The organism is Pyxidicoccus sp. MSG2, assembly GCF_026626705.1.
GTDB lineage: Bacteria > Myxococcota > Myxococcia > Myxococcales > Myxococcaceae > Myxococcus.
Genome location: NZ_JAPNKC010000001.1, coordinates 5,574,488 through 5,592,889 on the forward strand (window position 1 = coordinate 5,574,488; position 18,402 = coordinate 5,592,889).

Annotated in this window: 19 protein-coding genes; 11 read left to right on the forward strand and 8 right to left on the reverse strand. The window is 71.3% G+C overall.

What is annotated here, in order from left to right:
- Positions 1-320 precede the first annotated feature (320 nt).
- On the reverse strand, positions 321-980 hold the full coding sequence (locus tag OV427_RS21680; RefSeq protein WP_267858048.1) for an SCO family protein: 660 nt from the start codon (positions 978-980) through the stop codon (positions 321-323).
- Positions 981-1,233: 253 nt separating this feature from the next.
- Between OV427_RS21680 and OV427_RS21685 the strand changes: the two genes are divergently transcribed.
- From OV427_RS21685 to OV427_RS21715, 7 genes are all read left to right on the forward strand, one after another.
- Positions 1,234-1,500, forward strand: coding sequence for a hypothetical protein (locus OV427_RS21685; RefSeq protein ID WP_267858049.1), 267 nt, complete (start codon positions 1,234-1,236; stop codon positions 1,498-1,500).
- Positions 1,497-2,285, forward strand: coding sequence for a cytochrome c oxidase subunit II (locus tag OV427_RS21690; protein ID WP_267858050.1), 789 nt, complete (start codon positions 1,497-1,499; stop codon positions 2,283-2,285). The genes OV427_RS21685 and OV427_RS21690 overlap by 4 nt, the downstream gene beginning before the upstream one ends.
- A 70-nt stretch (positions 2,286-2,355) precedes the next feature.
- Entirely contained in the window at positions 2,356-4,110 is a 1,755-nt protein-coding gene (locus tag OV427_RS21695) for a cytochrome c oxidase subunit I (protein ID WP_267858051.1), read from the forward strand.
- A complete protein-coding gene (locus OV427_RS21700; protein ID WP_267858052.1) occupies positions 4,107-4,679 on the forward strand; it encodes a cytochrome c oxidase subunit 3 in 573 nt (190 codons plus the stop codon). Before OV427_RS21695 ends, OV427_RS21700 begins: the two co-directional genes overlap by 4 nt.
- Entirely contained in the window at positions 4,676-5,668 is a 993-nt protein-coding gene (locus OV427_RS21705; RefSeq protein WP_267858053.1) for a c-type cytochrome, read from the forward strand. Before OV427_RS21700 ends, OV427_RS21705 begins: the two co-directional genes overlap by 4 nt.
- Before the next feature lie 109 nt (positions 5,669-5,777).
- On the forward strand, positions 5,778-6,887 hold the full coding sequence (locus OV427_RS21710; protein ID WP_267858054.1) for a LysM peptidoglycan-binding domain-containing protein: 1,110 nt from the start codon (positions 5,778-5,780) through the stop codon (positions 6,885-6,887).
- Positions 6,888-7,082: 195 nt separating this feature from the next.
- Positions 7,083-8,567, forward strand: a complete 1,485-nt coding sequence (locus OV427_RS21715; RefSeq protein ID WP_267858055.1) for a hypothetical protein — start codon at positions 7,083-7,085, stop codon at positions 8,565-8,567.
- 9 nt (positions 8,568-8,576) lie between these two features.
- Here OV427_RS21715 and OV427_RS21720 read toward each other — a convergent pair whose 3' ends face one another.
- The gene (locus OV427_RS21720; protein WP_267858056.1) at positions 8,577-9,083 is read right to left on the reverse strand and encodes an arsinothricin resistance N-acetyltransferase ArsN1 family A; all 507 of its coding nucleotides are present in this window, start codon (positions 9,081-9,083) and stop codon (positions 8,577-8,579) included.
- A complete protein-coding gene (locus OV427_RS21725) occupies positions 9,080-9,883 on the reverse strand; it encodes a hypothetical protein (protein WP_267858057.1) in 804 nt (267 codons plus the stop codon). Before OV427_RS21725 ends, OV427_RS21720 begins: the two co-directional genes overlap by 4 nt.
- Before the next feature lie 153 nt (positions 9,884-10,036).
- On the opposite strand from OV427_RS21725, the gene OV427_RS21730 reads away from it, so the two are divergent.
- On the forward strand, positions 10,037-10,462 hold the full coding sequence (locus OV427_RS21730) for a nuclear transport factor 2 family protein (RefSeq protein WP_267858058.1): 426 nt from the start codon (positions 10,037-10,039) through the stop codon (positions 10,460-10,462).
- Positions 10,463-10,513: 51 nt separating this feature from the next.
- Here the strand turns inward: OV427_RS21730 and OV427_RS21735 are convergent, their stop codons facing one another.
- Positions 10,514-12,316 (reverse strand): sensor histidine kinase, encoded by a 1,803-nt coding sequence (locus tag OV427_RS21735; RefSeq protein ID WP_267858059.1) that lies wholly within the window; start codon positions 12,314-12,316, stop codon positions 10,514-10,516.
- A 487-nt stretch (positions 12,317-12,803) separates the two neighbouring features.
- Here OV427_RS21735 and OV427_RS21740 point away from each other — a divergent pair, with 487 nt between their 5' ends.
- The 3 genes from OV427_RS21740 (at position 12,804) to OV427_RS21750 (ending at position 15,083) form a co-directional block, all read left to right on the forward strand.
- The gene (locus OV427_RS21740) at positions 12,804-13,601 is read left to right on the forward strand and encodes a hypothetical protein (protein ID WP_267858060.1); all 798 of its coding nucleotides are present in this window, start codon (positions 12,804-12,806) and stop codon (positions 13,599-13,601) included.
- 64 nt (positions 13,602-13,665) lie between these two features.
- Positions 13,666-14,244 (forward strand): YceI family protein, encoded by a 579-nt coding sequence (locus OV427_RS21745; protein ID WP_267858061.1) that lies wholly within the window; start codon positions 13,666-13,668, stop codon positions 14,242-14,244.
- On the forward strand, positions 14,241-15,083 hold the full coding sequence (locus tag OV427_RS21750; protein ID WP_267858062.1) for a ubiquinol-cytochrome c reductase iron-sulfur subunit: 843 nt from the start codon (positions 14,241-14,243) through the stop codon (positions 15,081-15,083). Before OV427_RS21745 ends, OV427_RS21750 begins: the two co-directional genes overlap by 4 nt.
- Before the next feature lie 59 nt (positions 15,084-15,142).
- On the opposite strand, the gene OV427_RS21755 is transcribed toward OV427_RS21750, so the two are convergent.
- The 4 genes from OV427_RS21755 to OV427_RS21770 all read right to left on the reverse strand — a co-directional run bounded on the left by OV427_RS21755 (position 15,143) and on the right by OV427_RS21770 (position 18,370).
- A complete protein-coding gene (locus OV427_RS21755; RefSeq protein ID WP_267858063.1) occupies positions 15,143-16,267 on the reverse strand; it encodes a CBS domain-containing protein in 1,125 nt (374 codons plus the stop codon).
- Between the two features lie 324 nt (positions 16,268-16,591).
- A complete protein-coding gene (locus OV427_RS21760) occupies positions 16,592-16,762 on the reverse strand; it encodes a hypothetical protein (protein ID WP_267858064.1) in 171 nt (56 codons plus the stop codon).
- A 212-nt stretch (positions 16,763-16,974) separates the two neighbouring features.
- Positions 16,975-17,154, reverse strand: coding sequence for a hypothetical protein (locus tag OV427_RS21765; RefSeq protein WP_267858065.1), 180 nt, complete (start codon positions 17,152-17,154; stop codon positions 16,975-16,977).
- A gap of 91 nt (positions 17,155-17,245) precedes the next feature.
- A complete protein-coding gene (locus tag OV427_RS21770; protein ID WP_267858066.1) occupies positions 17,246-18,370 on the reverse strand; it encodes an ArsA family ATPase in 1,125 nt (374 codons plus the stop codon).
- Positions 18,371-18,402 lie beyond the last annotated feature (32 nt).

Genomic DNA, 18,402 nt, shown 5'->3' on the forward strand with positions numbered 1-18,402 from the left:
CTTCCACGGCAGCCGGTCGCCGGGAGGAGGCTGCCTCGCGGAATGAGGGTTCCTTCCACGGCAGCCGGTCGCCGGGAGGAGGCTGCCTCGCGGAATGAGGGTTCCTTCCACGGCAGCCGGTCGCCGGGAGGAGGCTGCCTCGCGGAATGAGGGTTCCTTCCACGGCAGCCGGTCGCCGGGAGGAGGCTGCCTCGCGGAATGAGGGTTCCTTCCACGGCACCCGGTCGCCGGGCGGGGGCTGGTTCCTTCCCGCGTCTTGAATCGGCCCGGACGAGAGCCCCGTATCGACGGAGGGCCTGTCCTGGAGATCGCTGCTCCGCTCAGCGCCCTTCGCGGTTCAGCCGCTCGACGTCGCGGATGAGGCGCTCGGTGGAGTCGCTGTCCGCGCTGTCGTAGTAGCCGCGAATCTGCCCGTCGCGGTCCACGAGGACGAAGTGGGTGCCGTGGAAGATGGAGAGCAGATCGTCCTCGGGTGCGCCGGCCTCGCGGCCCATGCTGATCTTGAATCCGTGGACGATGGTGTCCTTGAGCTGCTCGTAGTCACCGGTGAGGAAGCTCCACCGGGTGAAGTCGGCGCCGTGGCGCTGGCCGTACTCGGCGAGTCGCTCGGGCGTGTCGTACTTCGGGTCGACGGAGAAGGAGACGAGCTGGAGCCCCGTCCCGAGCGACGCGGTGCGCTCCTGCACGCCGACCATCTTCCGCGTGAAGGCGGGGCAGACGGTGGGGCAGCGGGTGAAGATGAAGTTGGCCACGAAGGGCCGTCCCCGGAGCTGGGCGCTGCCGAAGGGCTGGCCGTCATGCCGGGTGAAGGTGAACTCCGGCATGGCGCCGAGCTGGGGCAGCGGCTCGCTCCGGCCACGCACCAGGGTGGCACCCGCCGCGAGCGTGATGCCGAGCGCGACGACGGCGATGCCGGCCCAGAAACCGGGACGCTGGGTGAGACGGACCGGAGGGGCCGCGAGGGTGGATTCGGCGGACATGGGCCCCCAGGTAACGGAAGCCCGGGGCCGGCACAAGCGCGGGCGGCTTCCCTGCGACATCATGACTTCTCACGGGATGTAGGTGGCGCACGGCCGCCTCGGGAGCAGGCAGGCCCGCGGAGAGCGAGCAGGTCCGGCCCGCTTCCACGGTGAATGCGAGCCTGCGCGGTCCGCCAGGCGGCGAAGCAGGGGGAGGGTGGGAGTCGCCGGTGCCTTGAGGGGACCGGGTCCGCGTGCTACCCGAGAGGTGCCGATGCCCGCCGAGCGCTCCACCTCCGGCCGTGACGCGACACCCCACCTGCGGGGCAGGACGCCGTTCCCCATGGCGGCTTCGCTCTTCGCGCTGCTCCTGGGGGTGTTCCCCGCTGAGGTCCTCGCGTGTCCCTCCTGCACGCTGCGGGCACCCGAGTCGACGATGCGCTCGGTGCTGCTGCTCGGAGCGCTGGTGCTCGCGCCGTTCCTGCTCGTGGGAGTCGGTGTCTGGGCCGCACGGCGGGTGATGCGCGAGGAGCGCCAGTGAAGGCGCTGCCCCCTGGCACCGTCGCGGAAGCTCCGCGCACCGCCTTGACGCTGTCGCTCCCCGAGGACGCGAGCACGCACGGACACCGCATCGACGAACTGCTCGCGTGGAGCCACCGCTTCGACGAGGCGCTCATCGCGGTGGCACTCGGGTGGCTGGTGCTGGCCGTCTGGCGATTCCACCAGGCGAAGCAGGCCGCGTCGGACGGAGGCACGCGGCGCTCTCGGGCCTGGGTGCTGGGCCTGGCGCTCGGCGCGTTCGCGGTGGTGGATGGGACGTTGTTGCTCGGCTCGGAGGGCTACCTGCGCGACGTGCTGTGGAACTTCCGCGTGCCCGCGGAGGACCCGCGCACGGTGCGCATCGAAATCAACGCGCACCAGTGGTCCTGGGAGGCGCGGTACGCCGGCGAGGACGGCCGCTTCGGCACTCCCGACGATGTGGTGACGTGGAACGACCTGCGCGTCCCGGTGGGCGTGCCCGTCTGGGTGCAGCTCGTGTCCACGGACGTGGTGCACGGCTTCTCGCTGCCGCACTTCCGCGTGAAGCTGGATGCGATTCCGGGCCGCGTGAATCAGACCTGGTTCCAGGCCGCGCGCGAGGGTGCGTGGGAGGCGGCCTGCTACCAGCACTGCGGCACCAGCCACTACCGGATGCGCGGCGTGCTCACGGCCATGTCTCCGGAGTCCTACGCCACCTGGCTGCGGGAAGCAGCGAAGCAGGCCGTGCAGGCGTACGACGCGGAGGACCTCGCGGCCCATTGGGGCTGGGAGTGGAAGGCGCCATGAGCCTCTTCTCCTCGCAGTCGTACGACGCGGAGGACCTCGCGGCCCATTGGGGCTGGGAGTGGAAGGCGCCATGAGCCTCTTCTCCTCGGACCACAAGGACGTGGCTCGGCGGTACCTGTGGAGCGGGCTGGGCTTCCTGCTGCTTGGAGGACTGCTGGCGCTGCTCATCCGCTGGCAGTGGGCATATCCGGGGCAGCCGGTGCCCGGACTGGCGTGGGCGCTCCCCGAGTCGCGCGGCGCGCTGACTCCGCCGGCGTACACGGCCGTGTTCACCATGCACGGCCTCATCATGATTTTCTTCGCGGTGACACCGCTGCTCTTCGGCGCGCTGGGTCACTTCGTCCTGCCGCTGTCCATCGGCGCGCGAGGCCTCGCGTTTCCCCGGCTGTCGGTGGTGGGCTTCTGGCTCTACGCGCTCGGCGGAGCGCTGGTGCTGGGCTCGTTCGCGGTGCGGCTCGGCCCGGCGAGCGCGGGGTGGACGTCATATCCGCCGCTGTCGACGCCGGCCTTCACTCCGGGCCTGGGGCAGACGCTGGTGGCGGTGGCCGTGCTGTGCGCGGCGGCGTCCGCGTTCCTCTACGGACTCAACTTCGTCGTCACCGTGGTGCGCTGCCGTGCTCCGGGGATGACGTGGGGCCGGCTGTCGCTGACGGTGTGGGGGCTGTTCTTCGCCTCGGTGCTGAACGTGTTGTTCGTGCCGGTGCTGGCGGCGGCCACGGCGCTGCTGCTCATGGACCGGCTGCTGGGCACGCAGTTCTTCATCGCGGGCGCGGCGGCGGTGGGCGGAGGCGGCGATCCGGTGGTGTACCAGCACCTCTTCTGGCTGTTCGGCCACCCGGAGGTCTACATCCTGATTCTCCCCGCGTGGGGGATGGTGGGTGACTTCGTGGCCTTCTTCAGCCGCAAGCCCGCCCACGGCTACCGGCTGACGGCGGGGGCCATGGGTACGGTGACGGCGCTGAGCGGGCTCGTCTACGCGCACCACCTCTTCACGAGCGGGATGTCGCCGTTGCTCGGGCGCACGTTCATGGTGCTGACGCTGCTCATCTCCCTGCCCGCGGAGGTGATGTACCTCAACTGGCTGATGACGCTGTGGCGGGGAAGCGTGCGGCTGACGGCACCCATGCTCGCGGCGCTGTCCACCATGGTGGTGTTCGGCCTGGGCGGGATTACCGGCCTGGCGCTGGGCGCGGTGGCCACGGACGTGCCGCTGCACGGGACGCTGTGGGTGGTGGGCCACTTCCACCTGACGATGGGCGCGGCGAGCTTCCTCGCCGTCTTCGCGGGGCTCTACTTCTGGTTCCCGAAGATGTTCGGGCGGGCGCTGCACGAGGGGCTCGCGAAGGCGCACGTGCTGTCGAGCGCGGTGCTGTTCCTCGGCGTGTTCGGCGGACAGCTCGCGGCGGGCTACGCGGGCCAGTTACGGCGGCTGTATGACCCGTACCAGTACACGTACCTGAAGCACCTGCTGCCGCTGAACCAGTGGACGTCCGCGTGCGCGTTCCTGCTCGGCGCGGCGCAGGTGCTGTTCATCGTGAACCTCGTCTGGACGCTGGCGAGGGGCCGGGTGGTGGGGGCGAACCCGTGGAAGGTGGGGACGCTCGAGTGGACGTGCACCCCGAGCCCGCCGCCCGCCTGGAACTATGACCCCGTGCCCGAGGTCCTGCGCGGGCCGCATGCGCTGTCCCAGCCCGAGGTGCTCGCGAAGCTGGGACGGGACTGGATTGGTCAGGCGGAGCCCCTGCCAGAGGCCGCCGAGACGGAGCCGGGCACGGTGGACGCGGAGGCGCCGGGTCGCGTGTCCACGTCGGGAGGTGCCGCGTGAAGCCCAGGGTGTCCATGCGTGCGCCGTACGAGGAAGAGGTCTCCCGCGAGGACGTGGCGACGCGGTGGCTCGGCACGGTGCTGGGGCTCGCGGCGTGGACGATGTTCTTCGTCTCGCTGACCTTCGCGGTCGGCTGGTACCGGATGCGCGAGCCGTGGCCTCCGCTGCCCCTCTCTCCGTGGCTGCTCGCACTGTCGGGTCTGCCGCTCCTCCTGGGGAGCGCGGTGCTCTCACGGCGTCGCGACGAAGCACGGCGGCTCCTGCGCGGCCTCCGGGTGGCGCTGGTGCTGGGCGCGGCCTTCGTCGCCATGCAGGCGGCGTGGACGCACCTCGCCTGGTGGAACCACCACCTGCGCATCCCCGATGACGGCGTGCCCGCCTCCGCCTTCTACGGGCTCACGGCGCTGCATGGGCTGCACGTGCTCGCCGTCCTCGCGGGTGTGCTCTTCTCCGCCGTGCGCCTCAAGCGGGGCGCGGACGTGCGGGATGCCGTGCGGCGGCAGGCGCTCGGCTGGCACTTCGTGACGGTGATGTGGCTGCTCCTCTTCCTGGCGGTGTACCTCCCATGAAGCTTCCTGCTCCTCGCGCGGGCCTCGCACTCCTGCTGCTCACCGTGGCCGCCTGCCGCTCGAAGCCCGCGCCCACCTTCGAGCCGCTGAAGCTCGCCGACGGGCGCACCGTGCCCGCGCAGACGCTGTCTCGCGGGCACGCGGTGTACACGCACTACTGCGCGTCCTGTCACGGCGAGCAGGGAGACGGGCAGGGCCCGGCGGGGCGGGGGATGCGGCCGGTGCCTCGCAGCTTCCGCCAGGGTCTCTTCAAGTTCGGCGGAGTCGCCGCGGGAGAACTGCCCACCGACGACGCGCTGAAGCGCACGCTGCGCCGCGGGCTGCACGGCACGCCGATGTTCGCGTGGGACGTGCCCGAGTCGGACCTGGAAGCCGTGGTGCAGTACCTCAAGACCTTCAGCCCGCGCTGGAAGGACGAGGCTCCGGGGCAGCCGCTCACTCCCACTCCGGACCCGTGGAAGGGCCGCGAGTCGGAGGCCGTGGAGCGCGGCAGAATCGCGTACCACGTGGCGGGCTCGGGGAACGCGGGCTGCGCGAGCTGCCATGTGGCGTACCTGCCTCGCGCGGAGCTGGCCGTGCTGATGGAGAAGGCGCTGGGCCGCAAGGTGGACCTGTCCCGGATGGACCCGTACACCGCGCAGCCGAGGGACTCCGAGCACCCGGTGGCGGTCGACGCCCAGGGCGAGCCCACGCAGACGGCGAAGCTGCTCCCACCGGACTTCCTCTTCCACCCGCTGCGCACCGTCTGGCAGGAGGGCGACACGGTGGAGGGCACTCCCTACACCGCCGAGCGGCAGCGCGAAGACCTCTACCGCGTCATCGCCGCGGGCGTGGGCGGCGCGGCCATGCCCACGTGGAAGGGCGCCATCCCCGAGGAGAACCTCTGGGCGCTCGCGTACTACGTGCAGACGCTGGTCCGCCTGAGAGACACCGACGAGGCCCGCGCTCTCAAGGAACGCCTCCGCGTCTCCTCCGCGTCCGTGCAGTGAGAGCGGACTGATTCGAGAATCAAATAACTTCGGCCCGGACGAAACACTTTCTCATCGCCGACGAAAATGTGGGCACGGTTCATCTCCTCCCCCCCAGGAGCCCCTTCTCGTGACGACCTACTCTGTCCGCAGCGGCGACACCCTCGGTGCCCTGGCCCGGCGCTTCAACACCACGACGGACAAGCTGGCGAAGGCCAACGGCATCTCCAACCCGAACAAGATCTTCGTCGGCCAGAAGCTCGTGGTGGACGGGTTCGACGCGCCTCGCGCGACGGGTGGGAGCTCGAAGGGCTCCAGCTACACGGTGAAGTCCGGCGACACGCTGAGTGGAATCGCGGGCCGGCACGGCACGACGGTGGGCGCGCTGCAGAAGGCGAACAACATCTCCAACCCGAACCTCATCTACGCCGGGCAGAAGCTCACGATTCCGGGCAGTGGCGCCGCCGCGCCGAGCAAGCCGGCCTCCGGCGGTGGCGGCTCGTACACGGTGAAGTCGGGTGACACGCTGAGCGGCATCGCGGGCCGGTACGGCACGTCCGTGAGCGCGCTCCAGCAGGCGAACGGCATCTCCAACCCGAACAAGATCTACGTCGGCCAGAAGCTCACGATTCCGGGCGGTGGCGCATCGCCGGGCAAGCCGTCGAACCCGCCGCCGGTGGGTGGGGTGAACGGGCCGAAGCCGGCGCCGGGTGGCTCTGCCGGCGTGACGGTGGCGCAGCTGCGCGGGGTGATGCCGAACCTGTCGGAGGCCAAGGCCAAGCAGTACCTGCCCTACCTGAACCAGGCGATGGCCGAGGCGAACATCACCACGCCCCAGCGCAAGGAGATGTTCCTGGCGCAGCTGGCGCACGAGAGCGGCGAGCTGCGCTACATGGAGGAGATTGCCTCGGGCGCGGCGTACGAGGGCCGCAAGGACCTGGGCAACACGCAGCCGGGCGACGGCGTGCGCTACAAGGGCCGCGGCCCCATCCAGCTCACCGGCCGCGCCAACTACCGCGCCGCGGGCAAGGCGTTGGGCATCGACCTGGAAGGCCACCCCGAGCGCGCCAAGGACCCGGACGTCGCCTTCCGCATCGCGGGCTGGTACTGGCAGTCGCGCAACCTCAACAGCTACGCGGACCAGGGCAACTTCCGCGAGGTCACCCGCCGCATCAACGGCGGCTACAACGGCATGGCGAGCCGCGAGGCCTACTACCGCCGCGCGCAGAACGTGTTCTGAGCCATTCCGCCGACATGGCGCGGCGGTGACGCGAGGACCGTGGGCCTGTGGGGCCGCGGTCCTCGTCGTGTTTCCGGGGGAGTCTCTCTCGGGGGACTCGGCGTCCGGCGGATGCGATGCCCCGCCGCACCGTGGGCCCGGGGAAGGGCTGGTCCGTCCGCTGCACCGGGCAGGCGCTCCCACAGGAGCGCGCCCATGTCCCGTATCGACCCGTCCAGCAGCACCCCCGTCCCCATCGACACGCCCACGGAGCCCGGCCCGACGCCGCCCCCGTCACGGGCGAAGGACACCTCGGTCTCCGCCGCCCGCAACGAGGTGCGCGCCTACGATGGGCCCACCCATCGTCCACTCCAGGGGTCATCCTCGAAGCCGGCACCCGCGTCCTCCGGCCCGGCCATCTCCGCGGGAGAGTTGGCGGCACGGGGCGGCAGGCTGGGTCCCGCATCCACCTCCTCGCCCGCATCCACACCCGAGGTTCCGGACAGTGTGTACTCAGCCCTCCGCTCGCACCTGACGCGCAACCTCATCGACTGGCGCGTCAGTGGGAGCGACGTGAAGGCGGTGCACACGGCGCTGGGGACGTTGCAGCCCGGGACCTACCGCGCGGCGCTGGAGCGGATGGAGCGCGACGGCCTGCTCGGCGAGTACGTGAAGGCGCAGGACCCGGACACGCGCAAGGCCTTCCTGGAGCAGGCCGAGTCCAAGGGCCTGCTCGAGCGCCGCAAGGGCACGGCGCCCTCGGGCCCGCTGGGCTACCCGGCCGAGCCTGACTTCTTCCGCAACGACCCGAAGCTGCCGGAGTCCCTGCGCGGCGCGGTGAACGAGCACGCCATGGACGTGGGCTCCGCCTTCTACCGGGCCCACACCGAGTACCTCGGCCGCTACGTGGACGCCGTCAACGGGGCGAAGCGCCTCCGGGAGTTGAGGGCGCTCGGGCCGCCCCAGCAGGCGCAGCTCAAGGACAACGTACTCGGCATCGGCCGGAAGGACCCGGCGGGAGAGGCGTACGCGGCGCAGTGGCGGCGCGCCCTCGGCCCGCCGGACTCGGTGAACCGCGCGTACCAGACGGTCAACGCCCGGATGCGGGAGCTGACCGACGAGCGTCCCGGAGGCAGCATCCAGCTCCATGGCAAGGGCTCGCTCACGTCCCACGGCGTCAAGCTGAGTGACGAAGTGCAGGTCGACACCCGGGGCAGGGTCGGCATGAAGGAGGAGGTCGGGGTGGTGCTGAGCGGCGGACCCCTGGAGGTCGAGCTGGCGCAGAGCCGCTCCGGTGAGAGGAGCGTGGAGACGACGCTGGACCTGGGCCTCCTGAAGCTCAGCGTGGACTCGGAGGGGACGAAGAAGATGGAGCTGGGCGCGGGCAAGGCCGCCAGTGTGTACGTGACGGTCAACGAGCAGAAGGCGGAGCTCGGCGGGGGTGTCATCGCCGAGCTCGAGGCCGGCGACAAGAAGCTGGAGGGTGAGACGGGCTTCAACATGAAGGCCCTGGCGGCCGACCGGGTGCGCGAGTCCTTCGACAAGGACCACCGCGGCCTCTTCGACCCTCCGCGCGAGCTGGAGGCCGGGACGTCCTGGGACGCCCTCACCGCGAAGCAGCGCGCGGCCTACGAGAAGCAGGACTGGACCCGCGAGGAGTGGACGCAGACCCTGGCCCGAGAGCAGCGCAGGCCACGGTAGCGCGCACCGTCAACGGGCGTTCGCGGGCAGCAGCTTCTCCACCACGACGATGTCCTGCCACACGCCCTCCATGGGGGCGTGCTTCTCGTGCACGCCCACCTCGCGGAAGCCGAGGCTCGCGAGCAGGGCGCGGCTGCGCGTGTTGGTGGCGAAGACGCGCGAGGTGAGCTTGTGGAAGCCGGCGGCCTCGACGGCCTCCAGCAGTGCCTCCATGGCGAGCCGTCCGGCGCCCAATCCCCGAGCCTCCGGGGCGACGTAGACGCTGAAGTCGGCGATGCCCGCGTAGCACTCGCGCGGGCTGTACGCGCCGCTGGATGCGAAGGCGACGACGCGGCCCGAGTCCTCCACCACGATGACGGGGTGGCGTCCTCCCAGCCAGCCGGCGATGTCCTCGGGCGTGCGCGGCCGGGTCTCGAAGGTGGAGCGGCGCTCGGCGATGCCGGCGTTGTAGATGCTCGCGATGGCCGCGCAGTCCTCGCGCGTGGCGGCGCGGGGGCGCAGGCGGGCGTGGCTCATGAAGGCTCCGTCGGCGGCGTCGCGAGGGCGGGGGGCTCGCCCCCGGGCTCGGACTTCGCGCGCATGTGGTACGCGGCCGCGAGGGGCAGGTACCAGGGAATCATCACCATCAGGGCCAGCACCTGGCTGGAAGAGGCCCCCATGGCATTGATCCCGCTGAAGGCCAGCCACGCCAACCCCTGGAGCGTCATGCCCCGGGCTCCCAGGGAGCGCAGGCCCTTCGAATCCGCCAGGTGTCCGAAGAGGGCCAGCAGCGGCGGACCCACCAGCAGGCCCAGGCCAATCAGCTGGAACGTCTCCCAGTTCGAGCCGTACACGCTCGACGAGAAGAACAGCACCACCATGATGAGCTGGACGACCATGGCCAGCACCGTGAGGACCACGCCCGTCGTCGAGCCTCCCGCCTTCGAGTCCCGCTTGCTCCCTCCGGCCTGCTGCCGCACGTCGTCCAGCACGTCCGGGTGCACCTCCAGCGCGTACGGATAGCCCAGCTCCAGCAGGGCCTCCACGGCGGCGGCGCGCACCGTCTTCCCGTTGCTCCCCGTCCTGTCCCGTGCGTCCTCGGGCAGGTCCATCAGCGACAGCAGCAGGTCCGCCCGGGCGCGCGGCGTCTCGTCGTCGGCGGGTGGACGGGCCATCGCCGCGAGGAGCGCATCCACCTCGGCCGGGATGACGCCGGGCGAGCTCATGGCGTCCTTCAGCTCGGCCAGGGACTGCGCGGGAGCCCAGGGAGCAAGCGAGGCCTCTTCCGGTGAGGAAGCGGCGGCCTGCGACGCGGAACGGGTTCGGGTGGAGGCCATGGCGGGCGGAGGACAGTCTATCGCCAGGGCGCACGGCTGGTGCTCGCTGCCGTCGGCCGCAGGGCAGGGGAGCAGGCTCCGGGAGGAGCAGCACCAGGCCCGCATGTGCACCCTAACCCCGTGTGGTCCCTTTCACGACGAGCGAGGAAGCGCATGGCGATGGAGCGAGCGCAGCGGTTCGTGGACGCGCTGTTGAAGCTGGAGGAGCACGGCGACCTGGATGGCCTCGTCTCCCTCTTCAGCGACGACGCACAGGTGAGCAACGCGGCCTCTGCCCGGGTCTTCAGGGGACAGGATGGGGCCCGGCAGTTCTGGAAGGAATACAAGGGCACGCTGGGTCAGGTGCGGTCCACCTTCCGGAACATGATTGAGGCGGGGGACCGCGTGGCCCTCGAGTGGGAGACGCAGGGCACCGCGCACAACGGCTCGGCCGTGTCGTACGAAGGCGTGTCCATCATCGAGTGGGACGGGGACGTCATCCGCCGGTTCTACGCGTACTTCGACCCGCACGCGCTCGGCCAGGAGCTGTCGCAGAACACCGGGCCCCGCTCGCAGGTGCCTGACACCACGCCGGCGTAGGCGGATGAGCTCCCTGCATCCCACCGTCCGCACCGGACGGCGCGAGCGGACTCACGTCGGTGCCGGCTCGCGGGGCAGCTCCACGGTGACGGTGGTGCCCACCCCGGGTGCGCTCTCCAGGTGGATGCGCCCGCCGTGGGCCTCCACCACCTGCCGGGAGAACCACAGCCCCAGCCCGAAGCCGCCGTAGTGGCGCAGCGGTACCGCGCGCCCGAAGCGCTGGAAGAGGTGGGCCTGCTGCTCGGGAGGAATCCCGATGCCGCGGTCCCTCACCACCAGCCGCGCGAAGTCCTCCGGCGCGGCCGTCACCTCCAGCTCCACCGGCTGGCCCTGGCCGTACTTCAGCGCGTTGGACACCAGGTGCGTCACCACGCCGTCCACGCGCGCGCGGTCCCACCGGCCGGGCAGGGCGCCGGGGGCGTGCAGGTGGACGGCGGTGCCCGCGCGTTGCATTTCGTGGTCGAAGCGGCCCAGCACCTCGCGGCACAGCTCCACCAGGTCCACCGGCTCGGGGTCCAGGTGCAGGCGGCCCTCGGACAGGCGGGACACCTCCAGCAGCTCGCGCACCAGCCGGCCCAGCCGGTCCACCTGCTGCACCGCGGCCGAGGCACGCGTGCGCACGTCCGCGTCCGGCACGCCCCGCTGCAGGCGCGCGAGCTGGAGCTTCAGGGACGTCAGCGGCGTGTTCAGCTCGTGGCCGGCGATGGCGAGGAAGTCGTCGCGCAGCTGCAGCGCCTGCTGCGTCTGGTGGAAGAGGTGCGCGTTCTGCACCGCCGCGGTGGCACGTCGGGCCAGCTCCAGCGCCAGCGCCAGGTCCTCCTCCGTGTGGTGGCGGCCGGATTGCGAGTGGCCCAGCGTCAGCGAGCCCAGCACGCCCTCCGGTGTCGCCAGCGGCACGGAGAGCCACGAGCACGGCGCCAGCGCCCGCAGCAGCGCGCGTTGCGATTCGGCGCCCTCCACCCATGCGGCGTCCACGTGCGGGTGGAAGGCGGGCTGCCCGGAGTCGAGCGCCCAGACGGAAGGATGGGCCGGCGCGGCCGGCTGCCAGCGACTGGCGGCGAGCAGCGCGGCGGACTCGGGCGCGAGCGCGTGGAAGGTGCGGCGCACCTCCTGGTCCGGCCCGCGCACGTCGATGATGCAGAAGTCGCCCACCGAGGGCACCAGCGCCAGGGCCACGCCGCGCAGGCTCTGCCCCGTGTCCAGCGAGGCGGCCAGCGTGGCGGTGGCGTGCTGGAGCAGCCCGGCGCGCTCGGCCCGGTGGCGCTCGGCGGCGAGCAGTCGGGCCCGCTCCAGCGCCATGGCGGCCTGCTGCGCCAGCATGTCCATGAAGGCGCGCTCCTCGGCGTCGAAGCCGCGCGACTCCAGCCAGGTGAGCGCGAGCACGCCCACCACGCGCCCTCGCGCCAGCAGCGGCAGGGACGCGGAGGAGTAGTCCCCGGCGTAGACGGTGCGGACGAGGGCCTCCGCCTCGGGGAACTCCTCCGGCGGCAGGGAGGGGCCGGCCTGCCAGACGGGAGCGCCGGTGCGCGCCGCGTCGGTCACCGGCATGCGCGTCGTCAGCGGCACGCGGGCCAGGGCGGGCAGCACGGCGCGCTCGTAGCGCACGCTGTGGGCGAGCTCCAGCGTGGTGCCCGCCGCGTCCAGCAGGAAGAGGATGCCGGCATCCGCGGGCAGCGCGCGCACGGCCTCCTCAACCACCGCGCGCGCCACGTCGTCCGGTGTGAGCGCGCCAGAGAGCGCGAGCGTGAGGGCCTGGAGGCCCTGCATGCGCGCGGTGGCCAGCTCCGCCCGGGCGCGCGCCCGGCGCTCGTGGGTCGGGAACTCCAGCAGCGTACCCTGCCAGCGCTTCTCCATAGGCGGTGCCCACCGCGCATGGGGCGGGTGGACGGGGATGACTGAAACGCATCCGGAGCCGAATTGCCGGCCCCGGATGCGACGACTGTCCTGCGCTCGTCAGTCCCCGGCCGTCATTGAACAGACCCCCGAGGTGGGGTGCGAGCGGGCCATCGAGAGACCTGGGCCCGCTGTGTGACAGATGGTCGTGACTCGCATGCGGCTTCCGTCCCGAGCGGCGGAGCGCTACCGTCGCCTGACGCCGCCCCGGTGCAGGCCTGCCGGGCTTCATGGGCAGGTAGGTCATGCGCCGGTCTCCCGAAGCCGCCCCTCCGGTGGCTCCATCCATTGAGTTGCGTTTCCGACACCCCCCTGCCCCGGAGGACGCGGTAGCCTTCGGGGCGGTGAGGGATGCGGAGGACGGGATGGGCCAGGGAGCCCGCGCCGCCCTGGATGAACCGACCGCCTGAACCCGGATGCCTGCCTCGAGCTCACACGGAAACAACTGATGACCCGCCTCATCGCCTTCGCCGTCATCCTGTCCCTGTCGTCCACCTCCACCGCCTGGGCCCAGCGGAGCACCGCGCCCACGAAAAAGGCGCAATACTCCAAGAAGAAGCCCGCGAAGCGCACGAAGGCCGCGCCGGCTCCCACGCCTGCTCCCTCTGCCGCTGACGAGGAGCAGGCCGCGCCCACGCCCATGGAGGCCGAGCCGAAGCCGGCGCAGCCCGCGCAGGACGCGCCCAGGCAACCGCAGGAGCCGCAGACCCCGCCGCCGTCGGCGGGGGACTCCTCGTCCATGGACTTCGACCTGCTGGGAGGCGAGGAGTCGGCCTCGGCCGCGAAGGTGGACCCGGAGCTGGAGAGCAAAATCGCCCGGCGCCGCACCATGCTCAAGCTGCACCAGGGGCTGGGCTTCGCGCTGACGGCGAGCCTGCTCACCACCACGGTGGTGGGGCAGCTCCAGTTCAACGACTCGTTCCGGGGCGGCGGGGATGACCGCAACCTGCTGGGGCTGCACCGGGGCCTGGCCATCGGCACCTCGGCGATTTTCGCCTCCGTGGGCCTGCTGGGCCTGCTGGCGCCCGAGCCCTTCGAGAAGAAGTTCCAGTGGGACACCATCACCATCCACAAGCTGCTGATGTCCGTGGCCACCGTGGGGATGATCGCCCAGGTGGTGCTGGGCATCATGGCCACACACCACTACGGCGGGCTGTCCGAGCGGGACTACGCCATGGCACACCAGGTGGTCGGCTACACGACGCTGGGTGCGGTGTCGGCGGGTGTCGTCACCCTGTTCTTCTGAATCTTTTCGCGCCGCCGCCGTTCGGCTTCGCAAGGCCCTGAATCGAAGGTTCCTGGAGGTTGACGTGATTGCTCGACGACTTGCCCTGCTTGCCACCCTGCTGCTCGCGCTGCCCGCCGCCGCGCAGGCCCCGGCGAAGACGTACTCGGTGAAGAAGGACGCCAGCTCGCTCACCTACAAGCTGATTCACAAGCTGCACGAGGTGGTGGGCACGGCGAAGCCCAGCGTCGGCGTGGCCGTCCTCAAGCCGGACGGGACGCTGCAGGTGCAGGTGCGCGCCAACGTGAAGGACTTCGACTCGCAGAACTCCAACCGCGACGCGCACATGCAGGAGGTGACGGAGGCGGCGAAGTTCCCCCTCATCGAGTTCAAGGGCAAGGCCAGCGGCGTGACGGCGCCCACGAGCTTCCCGGCCACGGTGCCGGTGACCCTCAAGGGCCAGCTCACCTTCCACGGCGTGACCCAGGACGTGAGCGTACCGATGAAGGTGACGTTCACCTCCGAGAAGGAGGCCTCCGCGGAGGGCGCCTTCGACATCAGCCTGGAGGCGTACAAAATCGAGCGTCCGTCGCTGCTGATGGTGAAGGTGGACGACAAGCTGGTCCTGGAGCCGAAGCTGGTTTTCGTGGTGGAGGGTAAGTGAGCACGTCGCGTCGAGGGTTTCTCAAGGGAGTGCTGGGCACGGGTGCGGCAGGGGCGGCGTCCGCCGCGCTGCCGGGGTGCGCGCCGGATATCAACCCCGCGCCGGTGACGGACGTGACGGCGAGCGCCGCCGGCACGGTGGACCTGCTGGTGCCGCGCTACCCGGACCTGGAGCCGGTGGGCGGCGCGATTACGGTGCGCGTGCCGGGGCAGCCGACCCCGCTGCTCCTGGCGCACACGAAGAACGACGGCGGGTCGGACGACTTCTCCACGGTGTCGTCCATCTGCACGCACGTGGGCTGCCCGCTCGGCTTCGACGGCAAGGACGTGGTGTGTCCGTGCCACCTGTCGAAGTTCAACCCCCGGGACGGCTCGGTGCTCCAGCGGCCGGCCACGACGCCCCTGCGCTCGTTCAAGACGACCTACAACCCTGGCACGCGCGTGGTGAGCATCAACGTGCTGGGCGGTGACACCAGCTTCCCGTCGGTGGTGAATGGACAGCTGACGCTGCCGTTCAGCCAGTTCCCGGACCTGCGCAACAACGGCAGCTCGGTGACGGGGGTGCCCTCCGGCTACGGCCTGCGCATCTTCGTCTTCCGGCTGGAGGACGGGACGCTGTCGGCGGTGGACTCCACCTGCACGCACCAGCAATGCGAGGTGGAGTTCAACGCCGCCGAGTCGGACCTCGTCTGCCCCTGCCATGACTCGGCCTTCACCCGTCAGGGGGAGATGGTTCGCGGCCACCTCGAGCCCAACGGGAGCCGGCTGCCCAACCCGCCGCTCAAGAAGTTCACCGTGTCCGAGACGGCCGACGCCGTCATCGTCAGCGGCGTGCGCTGAAGTCCCGCGGGGGCGGGGAGGGGCCCTGTGCGGGTCCCTTCCCGCCGCGTGCGCTCGCGCTAGCCGAGCCGGTTCCAGAAGGAGCGCTTGGACGAGACGCGGTCCAGCGCCTCCTGCAATTCCTCGTCGTAGTCGGCGCGGTTGGCGATGTCGCCCATGGAGATGATGCCGACGACGCGGTCATCCCGCTCCACCACGGGGATGCGGCGAATCTGCTTGCGACCCATCAGGGCGATGACGTCGTGGATGTTGTCGTCGGGCGTGACGGCCTCCACGTCGTCCGTCATCACGTCCGAGACGCGGAGTTGGTCCGGCGACTTGCCCCCCGTGAAGCCGCGCACCACCAGGTCCCGGTCGGTGACGATGCCCACCAGCGCGCCATGCGCGTTGACCACGGGGACGACGCCGCAGTCCTCGTCCTTCATGATTTGAGCGACCTCGCGCACGGGGCTGTCGAGCCGCGCGGTGCGCACGCCGCGCGTCATCACTTCGCGAGCGGTGAGCGGCTCGCGCTGCCAGCGGCGGCGCCCGGTGCCCGGCTCGGTGCCCGCGCGTGCGGTGGGACCCGGAGGATAGGCCCGGCCGCGCTCCTCGCGGAGGCGGTCGCCCATGCGCTGGCGCTCCTCGCGGTAGCGCTCCCCGCCGCGCGGGCCGCCCTCGTGGTAGCGCGAGCGCTCGTCGCGGTACGGCTCCGTGCGAGGGCCCTGCGTCTCGCGGGGTTCCTCACCGCCGTGGCCGTAGCGGTCCCACGGGCGGTAGTCCGCGCGCTGTGGAGGCAATTCATTCTCCTGCATGCCCATGTCGCGCCGGTCGCCGCGGCCGGTGGCGTTGCGGACGTCGCGGTTGTCGCGGCCGTAGGGGCCGGTGCCGTACTCGGTGCCCTCCCAGCCGGCGTCGCGGTCATCCATGCTCGTCAGGCCCGTGCGCCGGGTGCTGGCGTCGCTGTCGTCCACGTTGGTGCGGGTCTGGGCCATGCGCAGGGCCGCGGCGCGGTGGAATCGGCCCTGGCGGGCGGCGGGCTCCTCGTCGCGGGCGGGGTTCCACCCGGTGAGGTCGGACTCACCGCGCTCGCGCGAGCCGGGCGGGGCCACGTCGGCGCTCCGGGGCGTGCCGGGCTCCGGCGGTGGGGAGCGCTGCCCGGTGCGGTTCTCGTCCTTGCCGTTGTCCAGGGTTCTCTGGGCCATGTCATTGCCTCCGGCGACGTCGGGTTGGGGCGCGAAGGGTGGAGACGTCCCCGGTCGTAACCAAGGGGCCCGGCCGCCAGGCCCGGAGGCACTGTCCTGTCCCGGGCGGGGGAGGCGCCGGCCGCTCTCGAGCGGACACCGCGCATGCCGCGTGGCCGACACTGTGCGCGTGGCACCGCGCGCAAAAAAGACGAAGCGCGCGCTCCCCGGCTGGGAAGCACGCGCCTTGTTCACGCCTGGCTGGACGGGCGAAGACACCCCTGTCTCGTCAGCACCTTCCCCCGAAGGCGAAGACGGCCCGGCCCGCCCCGTGCGTGGCCGGAATCAGTCGACCTTGCAGCAGCCGTCGTCGGCCTCCTCGCAGCACGCGAGGGTGGTGTTCGGGGGCATCGGCTTCGAGGGCTCATTCGTCGTGGTGGAACCCTCGCCGCCACGAACGCGGGCCAGGTCCTTCACGAACAGCTCCTTGATGGTCTTCGCCTTGGTGGTCTTCATGGTGTGCTCCCCCTCGTCGGGTGGTGGGCTCGGCCGACCGCGTTATCGGTTGGTGGCGAGTTGAAACAGATACGTCGGGACCTGATTTTTTGGGTCGTTTCACTCCACCCGCATGAGCGCGGTGAGACATCGGGTGCGGGTAATGAGACACGAAAAAGCGCGTGCCCTCGAGTGAGGACACGCGCTGGTTCAGCCACTGCGAGAGCTGGAGCTCAGAAGCAGCAGTTGTCGTTCTTCTCCTCGCAGCAGGCCTGCGTGGTGGGCGCCGGGGCGCTACACGTCATCGTCTCGGTGGAGGAGGTGGTGGTGGGCGTGGTGCCTTCGCCGCCACGAACGCGAGCCAGGTCCTTCACGAACAGCTCCTTGATGGACTTCACCTTGGTGGTCTTCATCGTGTGGCTCCTGTGAGGGGGGAATACCGGTCGACGATTCGACCGGCGAAACAGAGCGTATGCATTTGCGACGAGCGCGGAAAGGAGGGCGTCATCCCACCGCCAGCGCGTCGCCCAACCGTACGAGCCCGCTGAACTCTTCCAGCTCCGCGCCCGCATCCGGTGCGGCGACGGCGATGGCGCCGGTGGGAAGTTGCGCGGTGAGTCGGGCGAGGAGGGTGCGGTGGGACTCGGCGCGTGCGTGCTCGGTGGCGGCGAGTCGGGACAGCGCGGCCACGCCGTGCTCCGCGTGGACGTCGTCGCCCACGTGCTCCAGCAGGGCCTCCGGGTGCGCGAGCGCGTCGTCCTGCGCCCAGCTGCGGTTGAGCACGTAGCCGGCGAAGGGCAGGCCGCGCTCCACGAGCGTGTCGCGGAAGAAGGCGGCTTCGCGCAGTGCGGCGGACTCGGGGGATGTCACGAGCAGGAAGGCCGCCTCCGGAGAGGCCAGCCGGGCGCGCAGCCGCTCCGTGTGCAGGCGGATGCCGCCGAGCAGGCCCCCGAAGGCGCCGACGAAGCCGCGCATCTCCCGCGTGAAGCCCGCGCCGAACACGCCGTCCAGCACGCGGCCCACCATCGCCTGCGCGCCCTTCCACAGCCGGGCGCCGCGCGCCGACTCCTCGGGGCCGAAGAGGGACACGATTCGCTCGTCGAGGAAGCGCGACAGGCGCCCGGGGGCGTCGAGGAAGTCCAGCGCGTGCCGGCTCGGGGGCGTGTCGAGGACGATGAGCTCGTAGGCGTCATCGTGGAGGAAGCCGTCGAGCGCCTCGGTGGCGGCGTATTCCTGCACGCCTGCGACCAGCTCGGAGAGGAAGCGGTAGATGCGGTGCTCGATGATGGCGCGCGCTGCTTCGGGCGAGGGCGCGAGGCGGTGAATCATCCGCTCGAAGACGACGCCCGGCACCAGCATCCACACGTCCAGCCGGCCCGGTCCCGGAGCGCCGTCCGCGAAGAGGCGCTCGGTGGTGACGGTGGTGGGCTCGGTGCCACTCTCGGGCAGGCCCATGGCCTCGGCGAGGCGGCGCGCGGGGTCGATGGTGAGCACCAGCACGCGGCGCCCGGCGCGCGCGGCGGCGACTCCGAGGGCGGCGGCCGTGGTGGTCTTCCCCACGCCCCCCGCGCCGCACAGCACCAGCACGCGCTTGTCGCGGAGCAGTGCGTGCATGTTGAGGGCGCTCACGGTGCCGCCTCCCCCGCCATGTCTCCGGCGGT

Bases quoted from the DNA above. Each gene is read 5' to 3' on its own strand.
- OV427_RS21695 (WP_267858051.1), top strand. From the start codon at position 2,356: ATGAGCCTCTTCTCCTCGGACCACAAGGACGTGGCTCGGCGGTACCTG.
- OV427_RS21725 (WP_267858057.1), bottom strand. From the start codon at position 9,883: ATGGCCTCCACCCGAACCCGTTCCGCGTCGCAGGCCGCCGCTTCCTCA.
- OV427_RS21685 (WP_267858049.1), top strand. From the start codon at position 1,234: ATGCCCGCCGAGCGCTCCACCTCCGGCCGTGACGCGACACCCCACCTG.
- OV427_RS21760 (WP_267858064.1), bottom strand. From the start codon at position 16,762: ATGAAGACCACCAAGGCGAAGACCATCAAGGAGCTGTTCGTGAAGGAC.
- OV427_RS21680 (WP_267858048.1), bottom strand. From the start codon at position 980: ATGTCCGCCGAATCCACCCTCGCGGCCCCTCCGGTCCGTCTCACCCAG.
- OV427_RS21720 (WP_267858056.1), bottom strand. From the start codon at position 9,083: ATGAGCCACGCCCGCCTGCGCCCCCGCGCCGCCACGCGCGAGGACTGC.
- OV427_RS21765 (WP_267858065.1), bottom strand. From the start codon at position 17,154: ATGAAGACCACCAAGGTGAAGTCCATCAAGGAGCTGTTCGTGAAGGAC.
- OV427_RS21740 (WP_267858060.1), top strand. From the start codon at position 12,804: ATGACCCGCCTCATCGCCTTCGCCGTCATCCTGTCCCTGTCGTCCACC.
- OV427_RS21730 (WP_267858058.1), top strand. From the start codon at position 10,037: ATGGCGATGGAGCGAGCGCAGCGGTTCGTGGACGCGCTGTTGAAGCTG.
- OV427_RS21705 (WP_267858053.1), top strand. From the start codon at position 4,676: ATGAAGCTTCCTGCTCCTCGCGCGGGCCTCGCACTCCTGCTGCTCACC.
- OV427_RS21735 (WP_267858059.1), bottom strand. From the start codon at position 12,316: ATGGAGAAGCGCTGGCAGGGTACGCTGCTGGAGTTCCCGACCCACGAG.
- OV427_RS21755 (WP_267858063.1), bottom strand. From the start codon at position 16,267: ATGGCCCAGAGAACCCTGGACAACGGCAAGGACGAGAACCGCACCGGG.
- OV427_RS21715 (WP_267858055.1), top strand. From the start codon at position 7,083: ATGTCCCGTATCGACCCGTCCAGCAGCACCCCCGTCCCCATCGACACG.